General features: G+C 73.0%; 17 protein-coding genes. 12 read left to right on the forward strand and 5 right to left on the reverse strand.

Annotated elements, in window-relative coordinates:
- Nucleotide 1: 1 nt before the first annotated feature.
- Complete coding sequence (locus ACFQGL_RS22970) at nucleotides 2-1,132, forward strand: LLM class flavin-dependent oxidoreductase (RefSeq protein WP_377514409.1); 1,131 nt, start codon at nucleotides 2-4, stop codon at nucleotides 1,130-1,132.
- Nucleotides 1,129-1,695, forward strand: coding sequence for an NAD(P)H-dependent oxidoreductase (locus ACFQGL_RS22975; RefSeq protein ID WP_377514410.1), 567 nt, complete (start codon nucleotides 1,129-1,131; stop codon nucleotides 1,693-1,695). Before ACFQGL_RS22970 ends, ACFQGL_RS22975 begins: the two co-directional genes overlap by 4 nt.
- Here the strand turns inward: ACFQGL_RS22975 and ACFQGL_RS22980 are convergent.
- Both ACFQGL_RS22980 and ACFQGL_RS22985 read right to left on the reverse strand, forming a co-directional pair.
- A complete protein-coding gene (locus tag ACFQGL_RS22980) occupies nucleotides 1,682-2,215 on the reverse strand; it encodes a hypothetical protein (RefSeq protein WP_377514411.1) in 534 nt (177 codons plus the stop codon). The genes ACFQGL_RS22975 and ACFQGL_RS22980 overlap by 14 nt on opposite strands.
- A 178-nt stretch (nucleotides 2,216-2,393) precedes the next feature.
- On the reverse strand, nucleotides 2,394-5,222 hold the full coding sequence (locus tag ACFQGL_RS22985) for a helix-turn-helix transcriptional regulator (RefSeq protein ID WP_377514412.1): 2,829 nt from the start codon (nucleotides 5,220-5,222) through the stop codon (nucleotides 2,394-2,396).
- 604 nt (nucleotides 5,223-5,826) lie between these two features.
- Between ACFQGL_RS22985 and ACFQGL_RS22990 the strand changes: the two genes are divergently transcribed.
- Nucleotides 5,827-6,408 (forward strand): hypothetical protein, encoded by a 582-nt coding sequence (locus tag ACFQGL_RS22990; RefSeq protein ID WP_377514413.1) that lies wholly within the window; start codon nucleotides 5,827-5,829, stop codon nucleotides 6,406-6,408.
- A gap of 71 nt (nucleotides 6,409-6,479) precedes the next feature.
- On the opposite strand, the gene ACFQGL_RS22995 is transcribed toward ACFQGL_RS22990, so the two are convergent.
- The gene (locus ACFQGL_RS22995) at nucleotides 6,480-7,214 is read right to left on the reverse strand and encodes an SDR family oxidoreductase (RefSeq protein WP_377514414.1); all 735 of its coding nucleotides are present in this window, start codon (nucleotides 7,212-7,214) and stop codon (nucleotides 6,480-6,482) included.
- A gap of 130 nt (nucleotides 7,215-7,344) precedes the next feature.
- Between ACFQGL_RS22995 and ACFQGL_RS23000 the strand changes: the two genes are divergently transcribed.
- Nucleotides 7,345-7,830, forward strand: coding sequence for an RrF2 family transcriptional regulator (locus ACFQGL_RS23000; protein WP_377514416.1), 486 nt, complete (start codon nucleotides 7,345-7,347; stop codon nucleotides 7,828-7,830).
- Between the two features lie 5 nt (nucleotides 7,831-7,835).
- Here the strand turns inward: ACFQGL_RS23000 and ACFQGL_RS23005 are convergent, their stop codons facing one another.
- Complete coding sequence (locus ACFQGL_RS23005; RefSeq protein ID WP_377514418.1) at nucleotides 7,836-9,374, reverse strand: ArnT family glycosyltransferase; 1,539 nt, start codon at nucleotides 9,372-9,374, stop codon at nucleotides 7,836-7,838.
- A gap of 167 nt (nucleotides 9,375-9,541) precedes the next feature.
- Between ACFQGL_RS23005 and ACFQGL_RS23010 the strand changes: the two genes are divergently transcribed.
- Both ACFQGL_RS23010 and ACFQGL_RS23015 read left to right on the forward strand, forming a co-directional pair.
- Nucleotides 9,542-10,579 carry an aldo/keto reductase gene (locus ACFQGL_RS23010; RefSeq protein ID WP_377514419.1) on the forward strand — a complete coding sequence of 346 codons (1,038 nt, stop codon included), beginning with the start codon at nucleotides 9,542-9,544 and terminating at the stop codon, nucleotides 10,577-10,579.
- A gap of 33 nt (nucleotides 10,580-10,612) precedes the next feature.
- On the forward strand, nucleotides 10,613-11,206 hold the full coding sequence (locus ACFQGL_RS23015; RefSeq protein WP_377514421.1) for a GNAT family N-acetyltransferase: 594 nt from the start codon (nucleotides 10,613-10,615) through the stop codon (nucleotides 11,204-11,206).
- Between the two features lie 18 nt (nucleotides 11,207-11,224).
- Here ACFQGL_RS23015 and ACFQGL_RS23020 read toward each other — a convergent pair whose 3' ends face one another.
- Nucleotides 11,225-12,457 carry an MFS transporter gene (locus ACFQGL_RS23020; RefSeq protein ID WP_377514422.1) on the reverse strand — a complete coding sequence of 411 codons (1,233 nt, stop codon included), beginning with the start codon at nucleotides 12,455-12,457 and terminating at the stop codon, nucleotides 11,225-11,227.
- Between the two features lie 67 nt (nucleotides 12,458-12,524).
- On the opposite strand from ACFQGL_RS23020, the gene ACFQGL_RS23025 reads away from it, so the two are divergent.
- From ACFQGL_RS23025 to ACFQGL_RS23050, 6 genes are all read left to right on the forward strand, one after another.
- Entirely contained in the window at nucleotides 12,525-13,025 is a 501-nt protein-coding gene (locus ACFQGL_RS23025) for a MarR family winged helix-turn-helix transcriptional regulator (protein WP_377514423.1), read from the forward strand.
- A gap of 58 nt (nucleotides 13,026-13,083) precedes the next feature.
- Nucleotides 13,084-13,599, forward strand: coding sequence for a DUF2087 domain-containing protein (locus tag ACFQGL_RS23030; RefSeq protein ID WP_377514424.1), 516 nt, complete (start codon nucleotides 13,084-13,086; stop codon nucleotides 13,597-13,599).
- A gap of 52 nt (nucleotides 13,600-13,651) precedes the next feature.
- Nucleotides 13,652-14,128 carry a MarR family winged helix-turn-helix transcriptional regulator gene (locus ACFQGL_RS23035; RefSeq protein ID WP_377514425.1) on the forward strand — a complete coding sequence of 159 codons (477 nt, stop codon included), beginning with the start codon at nucleotides 13,652-13,654 and terminating at the stop codon, nucleotides 14,126-14,128.
- 75 nt (nucleotides 14,129-14,203) lie between these two features.
- Complete coding sequence (locus tag ACFQGL_RS23040) at nucleotides 14,204-14,629, forward strand: DUF6069 family protein (protein WP_377514426.1); 426 nt, start codon at nucleotides 14,204-14,206, stop codon at nucleotides 14,627-14,629.
- Between the two features lie 64 nt (nucleotides 14,630-14,693).
- Nucleotides 14,694-15,230, forward strand: a complete 537-nt coding sequence (locus ACFQGL_RS23045; RefSeq protein ID WP_377514427.1) for a GNAT family N-acetyltransferase — start codon at nucleotides 14,694-14,696, stop codon at nucleotides 15,228-15,230.
- Nucleotides 15,231-15,243: 13 nt separating this feature from the next.
- Nucleotides 15,244-16,242 carry a tyrosine-type recombinase/integrase gene (locus ACFQGL_RS23050; protein ID WP_377514428.1) on the forward strand — a complete coding sequence of 333 codons (999 nt, stop codon included), beginning with the start codon at nucleotides 15,244-15,246 and terminating at the stop codon, nucleotides 16,240-16,242.
- The last annotated feature ends 13 nt before the right edge of the window (nucleotides 16,243-16,255 follow it).

Here is a 16,255-nt window from a genome sequence, read left to right on the forward strand (position 1 = left end):
CATGCCACTGGACCTGCACTGGTTCCTGCCGTCGCACGGCGACGGCCGTGACCTGGCTGAGCCGGCCAGGGGCGGCACCAGGCCGGCCCGGGTCACCCGCCGGCCGCCGGACATCGGCTATCTGGCCCAGGTGGCCCGCGCCGCCGACCGGCTCGGGTTCACCAGCGTGCTCACCCCGGCCGGGCTGTTCTGTGAGGACCCGTGGGTGGTGGCATCCGCGCTGGCCGCGCAGACCGAGCGGCTGAAGTTCATGATCGCCCTTCGGCCGGGGCTCGCCTCGCCCACCCTGGTCGCCCAGATGGCCGCGACCCTGCAACGCGTCTCGGGCGACCGGGTGCTGCTCAACATCGTCGCCGGCAGCGACCCGGACGAGCAGCACCGGTACGGCGACTGGCTGGACCACGACGCCCGGTACGCCCGCGCGGAGGAGTTCCTCACCGTCCTGAACGGTCTCTGGGCCGGTCGACCGGTCGACCACAGTGGCGAGCACTACCGGGTCGAGGGCGGGTTGCTGGCCCGACCGCCGGCCGTCGCGCCGGAGGTCTTCCTGGGTGGGTCGTCGCCGGCCGCGCAGCGGGCCGCGTCCCGGCACGCGGACGTCTATCTGGCCTGGGGCGAGACGCCGGCCCTGCTCGGGGAACTGCTGGGTCGAGCTCGGGACCTCGCGGCACAGGCGGGTCGCACACTGCGTACCGGCAGCCGACTGCACGTGATCACCAGGGACACCGCGCGCGAGGCGTGGGCCGAGGCGGACCGGCTGCTCGCGGGCGTCGACTCGGCCCGGATCGCCGCCGCCCGTCAGCGGTTCGCCCGCACCGATTCCGAGGGTCAGCGGCGGGCGGCGGCGCTGCACGCGGGCGGCAATGCCCGGATGGAGGTGTACCCGAACGTCTGGGCGGGTTACTCGCTGATCCGCCCCGGCGCCGGCGCGGCGTTGGTGGGCAGCCACGAGGAGGTCGCCGAGCGGATCGCCGAATACCACGCCGCGGGGGTCGAGCACCTGATCATGTCCGGGCAGCCGCACCTGGAGGAGGCGTACTGGTTCGGCGAGGGGGTGCTGCCACTGCTGCGGCACGACGGCCTCCTGGGCGCCGAGGCCGTACGGACACCGGAACTGGCGGTGGGCCGATGACGTCGTCCGTCGCCGAGTTGCCGTTGACCGTGCTGATCGGTAACCCGAAGCCGCACTCCCGCACCCGTACGGTGGCGCTGGCCGCCGCGGCGGCCCTGCATGCCCGGCTGACCGGCGGCCCGATCACGGTCGACTCACCGACCGTGGTCGACCTGTCCGAGTTGACCGCCGAGCTGGTCGGTCAGGGCAGCCGGCCGGAGACCCTCGACGAGGTCCTGGAGGCGGTACGCCGACCGGGGCTGCTGCTGGTGGCCAGTCCCACGTTCAAGGCGGCGTACAGCGGCCTGTTGAAGCTCTTCGTGGACGTGCTGCCCCGGGGCGCGCTCGTCGGCGTGGTGGCGGTGCCGTTGATGACCGCCGCCCGGGCCGGTCACCAGCACGTCGTGGACACCCACCTGGGCGCGCTGCTGGCCGAGGTGGGCGCGTGCGTACCCACGCCGGGCCTGTGTGTGCTCGAGCGGGAGTTCGACACGGCGGAGGTCGGCATCGAACGCTGGTTGGACCGGGCGGCGCCGGCGGTCACCGGCGCGCTGGTCGACGTGTCCGGCGTCAGCCGGCGCTGACCTCGTCGTGCTTGCGACGCATCCGGCTGATCCACCCCTGTGCCGTGTGCACCGGAACGTCGAAGTGCTCGGCCACCCGGCTGATCGTGCCGACCTGCTCGTAGACCGCCTCCAGGTCCGCCGGGTCCGGCGCCCGCCGGTAGGCGCGGCCGGCCTTGAGGCGGCTGAGCCGGTCGGGTTCGCCGGCCCGCCGGGCCGGGCGGGGCGGTTGCGGCCGTGGCGCGGCAGCGGGGACCGGGCCGACGGTCACGGCCGGGCGCGGCACGGGGGGCTCGACATCGCCGCCCGCGCGGCCCCTGTCCCGGTCCTGCGGCGGGATGAAGGCGCGCAGCAGGGCGTCGAAGTCGACGTACGGCAGCTCGCCGGTCAGCCCGGCGCTCTGCGGTGCCCGGACGGTGAGCTCGCGTACGACCGGGTGACCGTTGCCGGTCTCGAGGCGTACGACGGTCTGGGCCACCGGGCCGGTGATCTCCTCACCGTCGTCCTCCACGGGCACGATGGTGATGATGTATTGACTCACGACGATGCCTTTCCTGCGCATCTCCGGTCGAGCCAGTGTGGCTTCCGGCCCGCCGACCGGCCCTGTCGGGTTTGGTCGGTAGTGGGAGACAAGATATCAGATTCCCGCAGGCAGAAGACGAGATATCCGACACTCCCAACCTGATGCCTATCCTTCATCTCCGTTTGTGCGGCGAGTATCAGTGGTCAAATCGGGTTCTACGGGGTGCAACCACACGATCCTCACCGGACCCTCGATGGCCGACCGCCCCGGAGACCAGCAACGCGGCCAGGCCGGCCCGCGACGACACCCCGGTCTTGCGGAAGATGCGGGTCAGGTGGGCCTCCACCGTCTTCACGGTCACGTACACCTGGTCCGCCGCCTCGGCATTGCTCGCACCCGCCGCGACCAGCCGGGCGATGTCCCACTCTCGGCGGGTCAGGGTCAGTTCGCCGCCCGCGGCCGCGTCCGGCAGCCGTCCCGCCGCCCCGGCCGCGCGACTCTGCTCGCCAGCCACCGCTCGGCGCAACGGCGGGGAGTCGACCAGTTCGGCGATCCGGCGCGTCTCGGCGAGTTCGACCTCGGCCGCCGCCCACTCCCGGGCCTCGCACAGGGCCCGGGCCCGCACCAGCCGCGCCGACGCCTCCTCCAGCCGCCAACCCAGCGTCGCGAAGGTGTCCGCCGCGGCGGCGGCGAGTTCCGCCGCGCGCCGTGGATCGGCTTCGAGGGTCAACCGGGCTCGGGCGGTCCGGGTCAGCGCGGTCTGCCCCCGCAGGCCGAGGCTCGCGGAGTACCGCTCGGCCACGTCCAACCAGCACCTCGCCTCGTCCCGACGGCCGGACTTGTGGGCCATCTCGGCCAGCGCCGAAGCCCAGCACGCCCGGTTGGTCAGCTCGACCTGGTTGAGGTCCTTCCCGCCGCACGCGCGCAGCAGCGCCGACGTCGAGCCGGCCCGGTCGCCGGCCAGGAACCGCAGGCGAATGGCCACCCGCTGGCTCGCGCCGTCGTACCAGTTCTCCCGCCGGCTGCCGGCGTCCAGGACTGCGGTGTCGGCCAACTGGCGCACCGCCACCGGGCCGCTGCGCCAGGCCACCGCGATCGCCCGGTACGCCCGGGCCAGCCCGACCAACGGGTCGATACCCATCGCCACGGCCACCTCTTCGGCGTCCTCGCCCTCGACCCGGGCCCGGTCCAGGTTGCCCAACCTGGCGGTGACCAGGCACCGGCCGGCCAGCAGCCACGGGGTCAGGGCCACCAGTCCGGCCCGGCAGCAGATGTCCAGTGCCCGGTCGAAGTGGTGCAGCGCGGACTGTTCCCGCTCGTGGAAGTATTCCGCCCAGCCCAGCAGGGCCAACAGGTCCGGGTATCGGGCGAGATCGGTGTCGGCGAACGCGTCCACCTCGGCCGACGCCCGGTCCAACGTCTCCTTCACCCGGATCCCGCAGTCGGCGTACGCCGCCACGAACGACTGCACCACCGCCGCCGTGGTGCCGCAGACCGGCTCGCCGGTCTGTTCGGCCAGCAGGTCCAGGCCACGTGCGTGCTCGCCCGCACCCGACGAGCCACACAGGACACCGGCGATCGCCGCCTCGGTGGTCAGCAGGAAGCGGCTGTACGAATCGACGCGCTCGTCCCGACGTGGCAGCAGCAACGCGTACGCGTCGAAGGGTCGGCCCAGCAACCGTTCCACCCGCGCCCGCGCGACCAGCGCCCGTAGCCGCTGGTCGCAGTCGGCCAGTGGGCGACGGGTGAGCTCCTGCAGCAGGGTGCGGGCCTGGCGCAGTTGGCCGGCACCGACCAGCGCGTCGGCCATGGCGAAGTCCAGCCGGATCCGGCGCGGGTCGGTCGGCCCGGCGGCGGGTAGCAGCCGTTGCACGTTGGCCAACCACCGGATCGCGTCGAGGCGGGGCACCAGCCCGCTCTCCGCCGCCTCGATCAGCGCGTCTGCGGCCGCCGGCTCGGCGCACTGACCGCTGGCCGACAGGTGTTCGGCGTACCGGATGACCGGGTGTCCGAGATCGCGCAGGACGGTGGCCGCGGTGGCGTGCAGACGCCGCCGCCGACCGGGGGACAGCGAGCGGTAGACCACCGTGCGATCCACCTCGTGCCGGAACCGCAGGGTGGACGCCTCGGTGGCGTCGGTCCGCAACAGGTCGGCGGCCACCAGCGCGTCGAGCAGGTCGCTGGCGCACTCCGGCGGGTGGCCGGCCAGCGCGGCGGCCAACGTCGGCTCGAAGCCTTCCGCGCACACCGAGGTGGCCTCCAGCATCCGCCGTTGCTCGTCGGTCAACCCGTCGACGTCGAGCTGGACCGCGCCGGTGACGTCGACGGGCAACTCCGCGGGCAGCCCACGAAGTGCCGCGACCGGACCGTCCAGGGCGCCCGGACGGTAGGCGAGCACATAGCGGGGTACGCCGCCGGAGAGCGCGTGTACCCGCTGCGCGGCCCGGCCCTCGGGCAGCCCGAGCAGTGCGGCCACGCTCGCCGGGTCCAGCGGCGTCAGGGTGACCGCCCGACGGCTCAAATGGATCCCGGCGGCGAGCGCGGCTGTCGTACGCGAGGGCATCTGCCGCGGCCGGTACGCGGTGATCCACAACAGACCACGGGGAGGCGCCTGAGCGAGTTGCCCCAGCAGGGCTGCCGCCGCCAGCGAGGTGGCGTGCAGGTCGTCCAGGAGCAACACCAGCGGCCCACCGGCCGAGGCCGACCCGGGCGCGGCGGCACCTGCCGGAGTCGGTCGGGATGTCGGGGCGTCCAACAGCGTGCTGAGGACCCGTTCGACCTGGTCGCAGTCCCGTCCGGCGGCGAGCACGGGCACGCCGGCACGCCGCGCACGTGCGGCGACCTCGCGCAGCAGCCGGGTCTTGCCGGTACCCGGATCGCCGACAAACTCGATCATGGTTGGCTGGCCGTCGCGTACCCCGGCCAATGCCCGGTCGAAAAGGTCGAGCGCGCAGTTGCGGCCGACCAGGGGCTCGAGCGGGTCGCCGGCCGGTGTCGGGGCGAGTTCCTCCTCGCTGATGTTCATCGGCGTTCCGCGACGACCGGGCGGCCTCGTCGGGCACCACGATGTGGCGGGCTCTTGTCCACCTTCAACTGCCACCCCCAGGATCTTTCCCCGTTCGGGCCTCTCGGCATGCCCGATACCAGCGGTGCCAATTGCCGGCGCTCGGGCGAGCGGCAGATGCAACTCTAGGGCGACAAGCCAAGAACGGCGATCACGCGTACGGCCGGTCCTATCGACGAAGAGAGCAAATGTTGGCACCCCAAAAACCGAAATAGCGGACTTCGTTCTTCACGCAGCGCACGCCGTCGATCGCAGGGTGTTCACCACAATGTGGGGTTTTCCCTACTGTCGCATCGGCCGTCGTCGCTTAACGTCGACTCGGGCGGGGGCGACGCCGGCGGGGGGACCATCGATGAGCAACCATTACCGATCCTATCTGGACAATTCGTCGGATGCGGAGGCGATGACGAACGAGTCGGAACGATGGCACGCATTCCAATGTCTATTGCCGGCCCGTGCCGCCGTTGCGGACGCGTTCCTCACCCGTGGCGTCAGTCCACTCTTGCACGGCCTGCAGGCCGCCGGTGAGTTGTCCGGCTGGTCCTTTACCCGACAATCCCCGCAAGTGGTCAATCTCCACCTGCTGGGCGACGCGCCGCGACTGATGTCGGCCCGACTGGCCGGGCTCTGCGCGGCGGTCCGGGCGCAGGCGCCGGTCTATGCCCCGCACCTCGCCGCTCCGCCGGCGCGCGATCCGCGCCTGGTCGACGTGGCGGTCGGTCTGATCCGGATAACCCCGGGCCGACAGGCTCGGCTCGCCGCCGCCGCGGACCTCGCGATGGTGGCGGCGATGCACAACTGTCCCGCGCTGCGCGACACCGACCAGCCCGCCGATCCTGAAGGTCCAGCGGTCGCCCCCGGTGCCCCCTGGCAGCGGATCGCCTCCGCGCTGGCCAGCGAGTGCCACCCGCTGACCTGCTGGTCGCGGCTGCTGCAGGCCGGCCACTGCACCCCCGGGCACGACGGCGCCACGACGTTCGACCTGATCCACCTGCTGCACAACCAGCTCGGGCTCAGCGCACGGGACGAGCAGCGGGTGCACGCCGGCCTGATCCGCTCGCTGTCACGGCGGCGGACCGGCCCAGCTCGCTCGTCCCGGTCACATCGAGGAGTCGCGCACCCCGGGGCGGTCCGCCCGCAGCGCTGAGCGCGCGACACCGCAGTGCCCGTACGGCACCGAGGCGCTCGGTCGCCCCGATGCCGTACGGCCGGCGAGGGTCAGCGCTTGAGCCACTCCCGGTAGGAGGTGGGAGCGATGACCGCGCCGCCCTTGGCGATCAGGGCGTCGCCGGGCACGGCAGCGAACATACCGGCGGTGGCGTCGGTGGTGACGGTGCGCTGGTCGCCGTGGGCGGCGAGGGTGATCCTGCCCAGTTCGTCGAGCGGGAAGACGTCCGGGCCGGCGACATTGCGGATGCCCTGCAGGGGAGCGCCCATGCTGACGTCCGCGACGGCCTGCGCAACGTCGGCCGCGGCCATCGGCTGCACAGGGTTGGCGGGCAGGCGGACGGTGTTCTCGTCGGCGGTCCAGGACATGATCGCGTCGACGAACTCGAAGAACTGGGTGGCACGGACGATCGAGTACGGCACCGAGCTGGCCTTGAGAATGTCCTCCTGAAGCACCTTCGCGCGGTAGTAGGCCAGGTCGGGGACCAGGTCGACGCCGACGATGGACAGAATCACCGCGTGCCCGACACCCGCCCGCTCGGCGGCCGTCAGCAGATTGTCCATGGTCGTCTGGAAGAACGCGGGCGAGGCGTCGTCGAAGGTCGGCGAGTTCGTCAGGTTGACCACGACCTCGGCGTCCTTGAGCGCCTCGGGCAGGCCCTGCCCGGTGAGCAGGTCCACTCCGGTGGACTGCGAGTGCGGCACCGCGTCGTGGCCGGCCGCCTGCAGGATCTTGACAACCTGCGACCCGATCAGACCGGTTCCACCCATTACGGCGATCTTCATGTCGAGCACCTTCCCTTTGGTCCGTTTGTCCGGCCACCGCTTCCCGGTTGGTCGATACTCGGACTTCCCATGTCCGAGAACTATACTCGGATAAAACGAGTCCGAGTAGCGGGGTGGCTAGGGTGAAGCGATGAAGATGTCCGGCGGGGTCGAATGGGCGCTGCACTGCTGCGTTGTCCTCACCACCAGCAGCAGGCCCGTCCCGGCGGCCAAACTCGCGGAGCTGCACGATGTCTCCGGCAGCTACCTCGCCAAGCAACTCCAGGCGCTTGCCCGCGCTGGGCTCATCCATTCCGTCCAGGGCAAATCCGGTGGCTACGCGCTGACCCGTGCCCCGGAGAGCATCACCCTGCTCGACGTGGTCCGGGCGGTCGACGGCCCTGGACCCGCCTTCGTCTGCACCGAGATCCGCCAGCGCGGCCCGTTGGCGACCCCGCCCAGCGACTGCACCAAGGCGTGCCCGATCGCCCGCGCCATGTGGACGGCCGAGAAGGCGTGGCGCCAGGCGCTGGCCGGGGTCACGATCGCCGACCTCGCCCGCGATGTCGGCGACGACTCCGGCCCCGAGGCGCTGACCGTCGTCGGCGCCTGGCTCACCAGCGACAAGGACGGCTGAGGGCGTCAGCCGGTGTGGCGTACCTCGGAATCCCAGATCTGCGCCCACGGGTGCCGCAGCCCCCGGCACACGAAGATCGGGCCGCCGTTCTCGTCGTTGTCCACCTCGACCCGCTGGTCCACCCGGCCGGCCGGAGCGCACTCGTCGAACCACGCGGCCAGCGGGTCGGCGCGCTCCCAGCCAACGACGATCACCACGTCGGCGTCGGCGGGTGGGCGGCCAAAGTCGACCATGCTGTTGTGCCCGGAGTACGCGTGGGGCAGGCCACGCTCGGGGCCGTACCGGGCCAGCGCGCCGGCCTCGCCGTAGTTGCCGGTCAGGATGACCGCCCGGGCGCGCTGGTCGGCCGGCAGGCCACGGTGGACGGTGGCGACCGAGTCGACGAAGGCCGGCCAGCCGATGGTCTCGCCCGCGTCGTAGTTGACGTCGGTGACGAACCCAGGCAACCGGTCGGCCGGCAGCACCGGCAACAGCAGCACGACGGTGGGCAGCAGGAACGGCACCGCGGCCAGCGCCAGCAGCCCTCGGCGCAGCCACACCGCGCCCCGGGCCGCCCAGCCGATGGTCACCACCGCGCCGGCGGCGGTGAGGACCAGCAGCAGCGGCGCGTCGTAGTAGCCCTTGCCGCCGGCGATCAGCACGATCGCGACCACGACCAGCCAGGCCCAGCCCACCGCCCGGTATACCCGCCACGCCGGCCGGCGCAGCACCGCGACGAGGCCGGCGATCCAGATCGGCACGGCGTACGGGCTGATGATGACGAACTGGAGGGTGAGCGCGTCCAGGCGGCCGCTGTAGGAGCTGTCGCCGTCGCTGATCGAGGCTGCCACGCCGAGCTGCGGAAAGCCGTGCGCCGCCTGCCAGATCAGGTTCGGCGCTGCCAGCAGCACGGCAAGCCCGGCCGCGGCGAGCACCCACCGGTCGCGCAGCAGCCGTCGCGGCCCGGCGATGGCCACCCCGGCGATCAGGCCCACGGCCAGCAGCCCGGGCAGCAGCTTGTTGAGCATGCCGACGCCGAGCGCCAACCCGATACCGAGCGCCCACCGGCTGTCGCCGGTGCGCAGCAGCCGCACCGCGCACAGCGCCACGACCAGCCAGGCCAGCAGGTCGATGGTGGTGGTGCTGAGCAGGTGCCCGCCGGCCAGCACGATCCCGGACAGCGCGGCGAGCACCGCCGCGAAGCTCTGCGCGACGCGGCCGGCGCCCAACTCCCGGGCGATGGCGGCGACCAGCAGGACCGCGCCGCCGGCCAGCAGTGCCGACGGGGTACGCAGCACGACCAGATTGCCCGGCGCGATCGTGTCGAGCAGCCGGGCCAGCGCCGGAACCAGTGGACCCTGGTCGACGTAGCCCCAGTCGAGGTGTCGGCCGCAGAGCACGAAGTAGAGCTCGTCGCGGTGGTAGCCGTAGCGGCCGGAGAGCAGCAGCAGCGTCACGCTGACCGCCCCGGCCACCAGCCAGGGCCCGAGCGTACGGGGACCGGGCTCCGGTGCCGAAGGCTCCGACCGGCTGGGTCGACGGGTGTCGATGGCGGGCTCGCTCACCCGCACATCATCACCCGAGACGCCGCCGTACGGGTGCCCGTGCCGAGCGCTGGGACGGTCGGCCTGCGGAACGATCGCCAGTCACCGCGGCCGATCCGGACCGCCTGGACGGTGCGCTCGGTCGAGCCGGTGCGAAGATCGGCTTGTCACTCGACCGGAAGGACGACATGCGCTATCGCACCCTGGGCGCCACCGGCACGGTGGTGTCGACCCTTTGTCTGGGCACGATGACCTTCGGAGCCGAGACCGACGAGGCGGGCAGCTTCGCCCAGTTGGACCGGTTCGTCGAGGCCGGCGGCACCTTCATCGACACCGCCGACGTCTACTCCGCCGGCGTATCGGAGGAGATCGTCGGCCGTTGGCTGCGGACCCGACCCAAGCTGCGCGATCGGCTGGTGATCGCCACCAAGGGCCGCTTCCCCATGGGCCCGGGGGCGAACGACGCCGGCCTGTCCCGCGTGCACCTCACCCGCGCCCTGGACGCCAGCCTCCGGCGGCTCGGTGTCGAGGCCGTCGACCTCTACCAGGCGCACGCCTGGGATCCGCTGACCCCGCTGCCGGAGACGCTGCGGTTCTTCGACGACGCGATCCGGGCGGGCAAGATCCGCTATGCCGGGGTCAGCAACTTCACCGGCTGGCAGTTGCAAAAGGCCGCTCTGCTCACCCAGCACCTCAACCTCAGCCCGATCGTGACCCTGCAACCGCAGTACAACCTGCTGGCCCGGGAGATCGAGTTCGAGTTGGTGCCGGTCTGCGAGAACGAGGGCATCGGCATCCTGCCGTGGTCGCCGCTGGGCGGTGGCTGGTTGACCGGCAAGTACCAGCGCGACAACACGCCCACCGGTGCCACCCGCCTCGGCGAGAACCCGCAGCGGGGTGTCGAGGCGTACGCGGGCCGCAACGCCGAGGAGCGCACCTGGCGGGTGATCGACGCGGTCCGCCACGTCGCCGGGGAACGCGGCGTGTCCATGTCGGCTGTTGCGTTGGCCTGGCTGCAGGCCCGGCCGGCGGTCACCTCGGTGATCCTCGGGGCGCGTACCACGGCGCAGCTCGACGACAACCTGACCGCCGCCGACCTGGTCCTCGACGCCGACCAGATGCGGTTGCTGGACGAGGCGAGTGCCCCGCTCGTGGGTGACTACCCGTACGGCGGGGCGGGTGTCCGGCAGCGTGCGCGCGACCTGCCCACCGTTTCCGGACAGTGACCGGGAGAGTGCGGCCGGCCCGATAATGGGCGCATGCCGTTGCTCGTCGAGCCCGCCCTGCCCGCCGGGAGCCTCGGCGCTCACGAGCAACCCCACCTTCCGGTACGCCCCGGGCTGACGCTGCGGGCGTGGCGCGAGGACGACGCCCCGTCGGTCCGGGCCGCCTTCGACTGTCCGTCGATCCAGCGGTGGCACGTCCGCCGCCTCGACAGCGACGACGAGGCGCGGGCGTGGGCGGCGCAGTGGGCGGACCGCTGGCGCGACGAGACGGCCGCCAGTTGGGCGATCGTCGACCACGACGATCGGCCGGTCGGTCAGGTGGGGTTGCGGGGCGTGCTGCTGAGCGAGGCGTCGGCGCAGGTGTCGTACTGGGTGCTGCCCGCCGCACGTGGTCGGGGAATCGCCGCCGAGGCGCTGGCGGTCTTGACCCGGTGGAGCTTCACGCGGGCCGGTCTGCACCGGCTGGCCCTGGAACACTCGACCGCCAACGCGGCATCGTGCCGGGTGGCCGCGCGGGTCGGCTTCACCGAGGAGGGTGTGGCCCGCGGGTCGGTTCGCCACGTCGATGGCTGGCACGACATGCACCTGCACGCACTGCTGGCGACGGACCCGCTGTCATCCGGATAGACGCGCCCATCCACCTGATCAGCGGACGCCAGCGGGTTCGGCCGGTTGCGGTTGCGGGTCCGCCGGCCAGGTGAGTTGGCGTACGCCGGGGACGAGCGCGGTGCCGGCGCAGGCGGCGAGGACCAGCAGACCGGCCACGGCCAGGGGTACGGGTGCGCCGAACGCGTCGGCGGCCAGTGGCGCGAGCGCGTAACCCAACGGCACCGCACCGAGCGACACCAGCCAGTCGTACGAGGTGACCCGGGCCAGCACCTCGGGCGGGAAGTGGTGCTGCACGATGGTCTCCCACACCGGGTTCAGATAGCCCAGTGCGGTCAGCGCCACGGCGTAGGCCGCGATGACCACCGGGGCGGGCGCGGCGGCGGCGAGCAGCAGCAACGGCGCCGCGTAGCTGGCCAGCCCGAGGTTGGCCAGCAGCACCGGCCGGCGGGGCCGGAACCGACCGGCCAGCAGCGACCCGGTGAGCATGCCGATCGCGCCGGCCTGCAACAGCAGCACCCAGGTCGCCTCGCCGCCGAGCCGGTTGATGGCGACGGCCGGCCCGAGGGTCATCAGCACGGCCGCCGCGCCGTTCCAGACACCGTGCCCGAGCAGGCTGGTCCAGAACCAGTCCCGGGCGCGGACCTCGCCGAAGCCGTGCCGCAGGTCGGCGAGGATGGGTCGTCGGGGCACCGGCACGTGGCGGACCCGGACGAGCACGAGCAGCGCGGCGCTGAGCGCGAACGACGCGCTGTCGATGATGAACGCCCAGCCGGGGCCGGCGGCCCAGATCAGCGCGCCGGCCAGGGCCGGACCGGCGAGCCGGCTGACGTTGGCGGTGATCCCCATCAGGGCGTTGGCCCGCTGCCGGGCGGCCGGCTCGACGGTGCCGGCGACCAGCGGGGAGGCGGTCGGCATGGCGAACGCCGACGCGGTGCCACCGAGCGCGGACGCCAGCACGACGGTGGTCAGCGACGGGTCGCCGCCGAGCAACTGCAGACCGACCGCGAGTTGGGTCGCGCAGCGGACCAGGTCGGCCGACAGGGCGACCCGGCGGGCGTCGAACCGGTCGGCGACGACGCCGCCGAGGGGCAGCAGGAGCAGCCGGGGGACCATCGCCGCGGCGAGGACGACGGCCAGGGCACCGGTGGACCCGGTGGCGCGCAGCACGGCCAGGGCCAGCGCCGCGGGCACGACGGCGTCACCGATCGCCGAGACGGTACGTCCCAGGAACAGCAGCCGGAACGGGCGGTTGCGCAGTGGATTGGTCACCATCGCAACATAGTTTGACGTCGAATATTTCGTCAACGAATAATTCGATGGCGTAAGCTCTGGCAGGGTGACCACCGCCCACGATTCCGTCGACCGGCACGTCGAGCGCTGGCTGCCCGTCCTGCCCGACCTGGACGCCGACGTCGAGGGGGCGGTGACCCGGATGGGCGTCCTGACCCGTCACCTGCGCACGGTCAAGGAACGCGTCCTGGTGGACTTCGACCTGCCCGCGCACGAGTACGACACGCTGCACGCGCTGGCCGGTCGGCAGGGCCGGGCCGCGCCGTCCGAACTCGCCGCCGACCTGGCGATGGCGCCCGCCTCGATCACCGCGCGTGTCGACAACCTGGTCGAGCGGGGCTTCGTACGGCGGACGCCGTCCACCGTCGACCGTCGGCGCGTGGACGTGGAACTCACCGACGAGGGCCGGGCCGCCTGGCACGGGGCGATGGACGTCCGGGGCGCCGAGGAGCACCGCCTGCTCGGCGCGCTCAGCCCGGCCGAGCGGCGGCTGCTGTCCGACCTGCTGCGCCGGGTGCTCCTGGTGGCCGAGCAGCCGGCGAGCTGAGCGGGCGTACCGGAAATGGCCTCGCGGTCCGCGTACCGTCGATGAAAGGGTGACCGGCGTGACAGCGGATGCTCTGGCCGGTGCGCTGGCCGACGACGGACGGCGACGGATCTTCGCGGTGATCGTGCTGGGCTCGGCGAGCGCGACCCAGGTCGCCGAGCGGGCCGGCCTGCCGGCGCGCACGGTGCTCACCGGGATCCGGCGACTCACCGACGCGGGCCTGGTGACCGGCCCCGACGGCGCGCTCGTGGCCGACGAGGTGTCGCTGCGGTCGGCGGCGCGCGACCGTCGTCCGGCCGATGACGCCGAGCCCGACGCCGACCCGGTGCTGCGCACCTTCCTGCGCGACGGCGTGCTGGTGGGGCTGCCGGCGCAGCTCAGTCGGCGGCGGGTCCTGCTGACGCACATCGCGGACCGGTCGTTCGAACCGGGGACGCGTTACCCCGAGCGGGCCGTGGACGAGGCGCTCAAGCCGTGGTGCGCGGGCGGTGGGTCGGACCACGCGACGCTGCGCCGCCACCTGATCGACGAGCGGCTGCTCACCCGCGAGCACGGGATCTACCAGCGGGCCTGACTGTCCGGGCCGCGAACCGTCTCGTCGTGGACCATCTTGTTAGCCTCCGTGCATGACCTCCTGTACGCCCGCCGACGGCCCGCCCGACCTGTTGTTCCTGCTCTCCTGGGCAAGTCACGCGCTACAGGCCGAGCACGCGGCCGGATTGGCCGGGCTGGGCATTTCACCCCGGGCGCACTACGTGCTGGCGCAGGCCAGCACCGGTGACCTCACCCAGCGGCAGATCGGCGAGCGGTGCGGAGTGGACAAGACCACCATGGTCGTCACGCTCGACCAGCTGGAGCGGGCCGGGTTGGCCGAACGTCGTCCGGCGCCGACGGATCGGCGCGCCCGACTGGTCGCGGTGACGCCCGCGGGGGAGCGCGTCCTGGAGCAGGCGCGGAGTGTCGTGAGCCGCATCCAGGACGAGGTGCTCGCCGCCCTGCCCGCCGCCGACCGGGACGTGTTCCTGCGCGCGCTCATCGCGCTGGTGAGCGGCCCCCTGGCCAACACCTCCCCGTACGCGCCGGGCGGCCGGCCCGGGTGCTAGTCCCGAGACAGATAGTCCCGGACGGGACTATCTGATACGGTCGCATCTGTTCGCGCCCCCAATCGAGGAGCCGTCATGAGTGCGACCGCCGAACCAAGCGTCACCACGACCACCACCACCTCGTCGCTGCGCCGCCGCGCCCTCGGCGTCGTCGCCGCCGTCCTGGCCAGCCTGGTCATCTGGGGGATCGGCGAGGTGGCCGGGGTCGACTACACCGTGCAGAGTCCGGGCCAGCCCGCGCTGGTCATCGGGCCGAGTCAGATCATCGGGATCACCCTTGGCGCGGCCCTGCTGGGCTGGGCGGCACTGGCCGTGCTGGAGCGCGTCGCCCGGCGCACCGCCACCGCCATCTGGATCTCGCTGGCCGTCCTGGTCACGCTGCTGTCGTTCGTCCCACTGGTCGGCACCGAGGCCACCACCGGCGCCCGGCTCGCCCTCGGGGCCATGCACGTGGCCGTGGCGGTCGCGCTGATCGCGCTGCTGCCGGCCCGTCGCCGCTGACGCGGGTCGATCATCGGGGTCCGGCCTGGCGAAAACGCGTTGACCGGGCGCTGATGATCGACTGGTGACCACGACCCTGCGGCCCGACTGGGTGACCACCACCGTCCATCCCGACCAGCCCGACGCGGTGCTCCTGCTGCGCGAGTACATCACCGAGATGGTCGTCCGTTACTACCGCCGACCCGCCCTCCCCGGCGAGGTCGACGAGGCGTTGGCCGAGTCGCCCAGCGACGACCTGACGTCCCCCACCGGCCTGCTCCTGCTCGCTCACCACGGCGACGACCTGGCCGGCTGCGCCGGTCTGCGGTGGCGGCCGGGCTGGGCCGAGCTGACCCGGGTGTTCATCCGCCCCGCGCACCGGGGCGCCGGCGGGGGCGCCGCGCTGCTGGCCGCCGTCGAACGGCAGGCCCGTACGGCCGGCGCGGACCGGATCCGGCTGGACACCCGCAGCGATCTGGTCGAGGCCCGCGCCCTCTACGCCCGGCACGGCTACGTCGAGATCCCGGCGTACTCGCAGGACCAGTACGCGGAGCACTGGTTCGAGAAGCGGCTCGACGCGGACGGACCGGCGCGCCTGCCCACCGATCCCGCCCGAGGCTGAGAGCCTTTTTCACATGGTGTCCTCCGACGCTCCGGTGCTCGCCCGCACGTCCGACCGTCCCGCGCTGCCCGGCGGCCCGATCGACGTCACCGAGGCGTGGCTGCGCAACCGGCGGCTGTCCGAGCACACCCGCGACGCGTACCGGCGGGACGTCACCGGGTGGCTCGGCTGGTGCGCCGGCCGCGACCTGGACCCGCTGCGGGCCACCTTCCTGCACGTCAACGAGTACGCCCGCGTGCTGGAGTCCACCCTCGGCGCACGCAGCGGCCGGCCACTCACGCCGGCCACCGTGGCACGGCGGCTGTCGGCGCTGTCCAGCTGGTACGACTTCCTGGTCAAGCTCGGCGGGGTGTCGGCCAACCCGGTCTCCGGTGCGGACCGTCCCCGCGTCGACCGGGACCACTCCGCCACGGTCGGGCTCACCCCGGAGGAGGTGGACGCGCTGCTCAGCGCCGCCGACGCGGACACCGGCCCGACAGCCGTGCGCAACCGGGCGGCGATCGCGCTCCTCGCCGACCTGGGCCTGCGGGTCGGCGAGCTGGTCTCGCTGGACCTGGCCGACCTCGGCACGGAACGCGGGCACCGCAGCGTGCGCTTCGTCGGCAAGGGCGGCAAGCCGCGTCGCCGGGCCCTCACCCCGGGCACCGGGTACGCGGTGGATGCCTACCTGGCCCAGCGGGCCGCCGCCACCGGCGTGCCGGTGCCACAGCTGACCGGGCCCCTGCTGGTCACCGCCAGCGGCGCCCGGCTGGACCGGCACTCGGTGTTCCGGCTGGTCCGCCGGCTGGCCCGGGCGGCCGGCATCCCTGCCTGGGCGAAGTTGTCCCCGCACTCGCTGCGGCACGCGTTCGCCACCACCGCCCGCTCCGAGGGTGTCCCGTTGGAGGACGTGCAGGACGCGATGGGGCACGCCGACCCGCGCACCACCCGCCGCTACGACCGGGATCGCCACAACCTGGACCGTGACCCGGCCTACGCGGTGTGGGCGGCGCGGGCCCGCCGCCGCGGCTGAGCCCACCACGTTA

Origin of the sequence: Micromonospora vulcania, from assembly GCF_042658605.1 — a bacterium.
GTDB lineage: Bacteria > Actinomycetota > Actinomycetes > Mycobacteriales > Micromonosporaceae > Micromonospora > Micromonospora vulcania.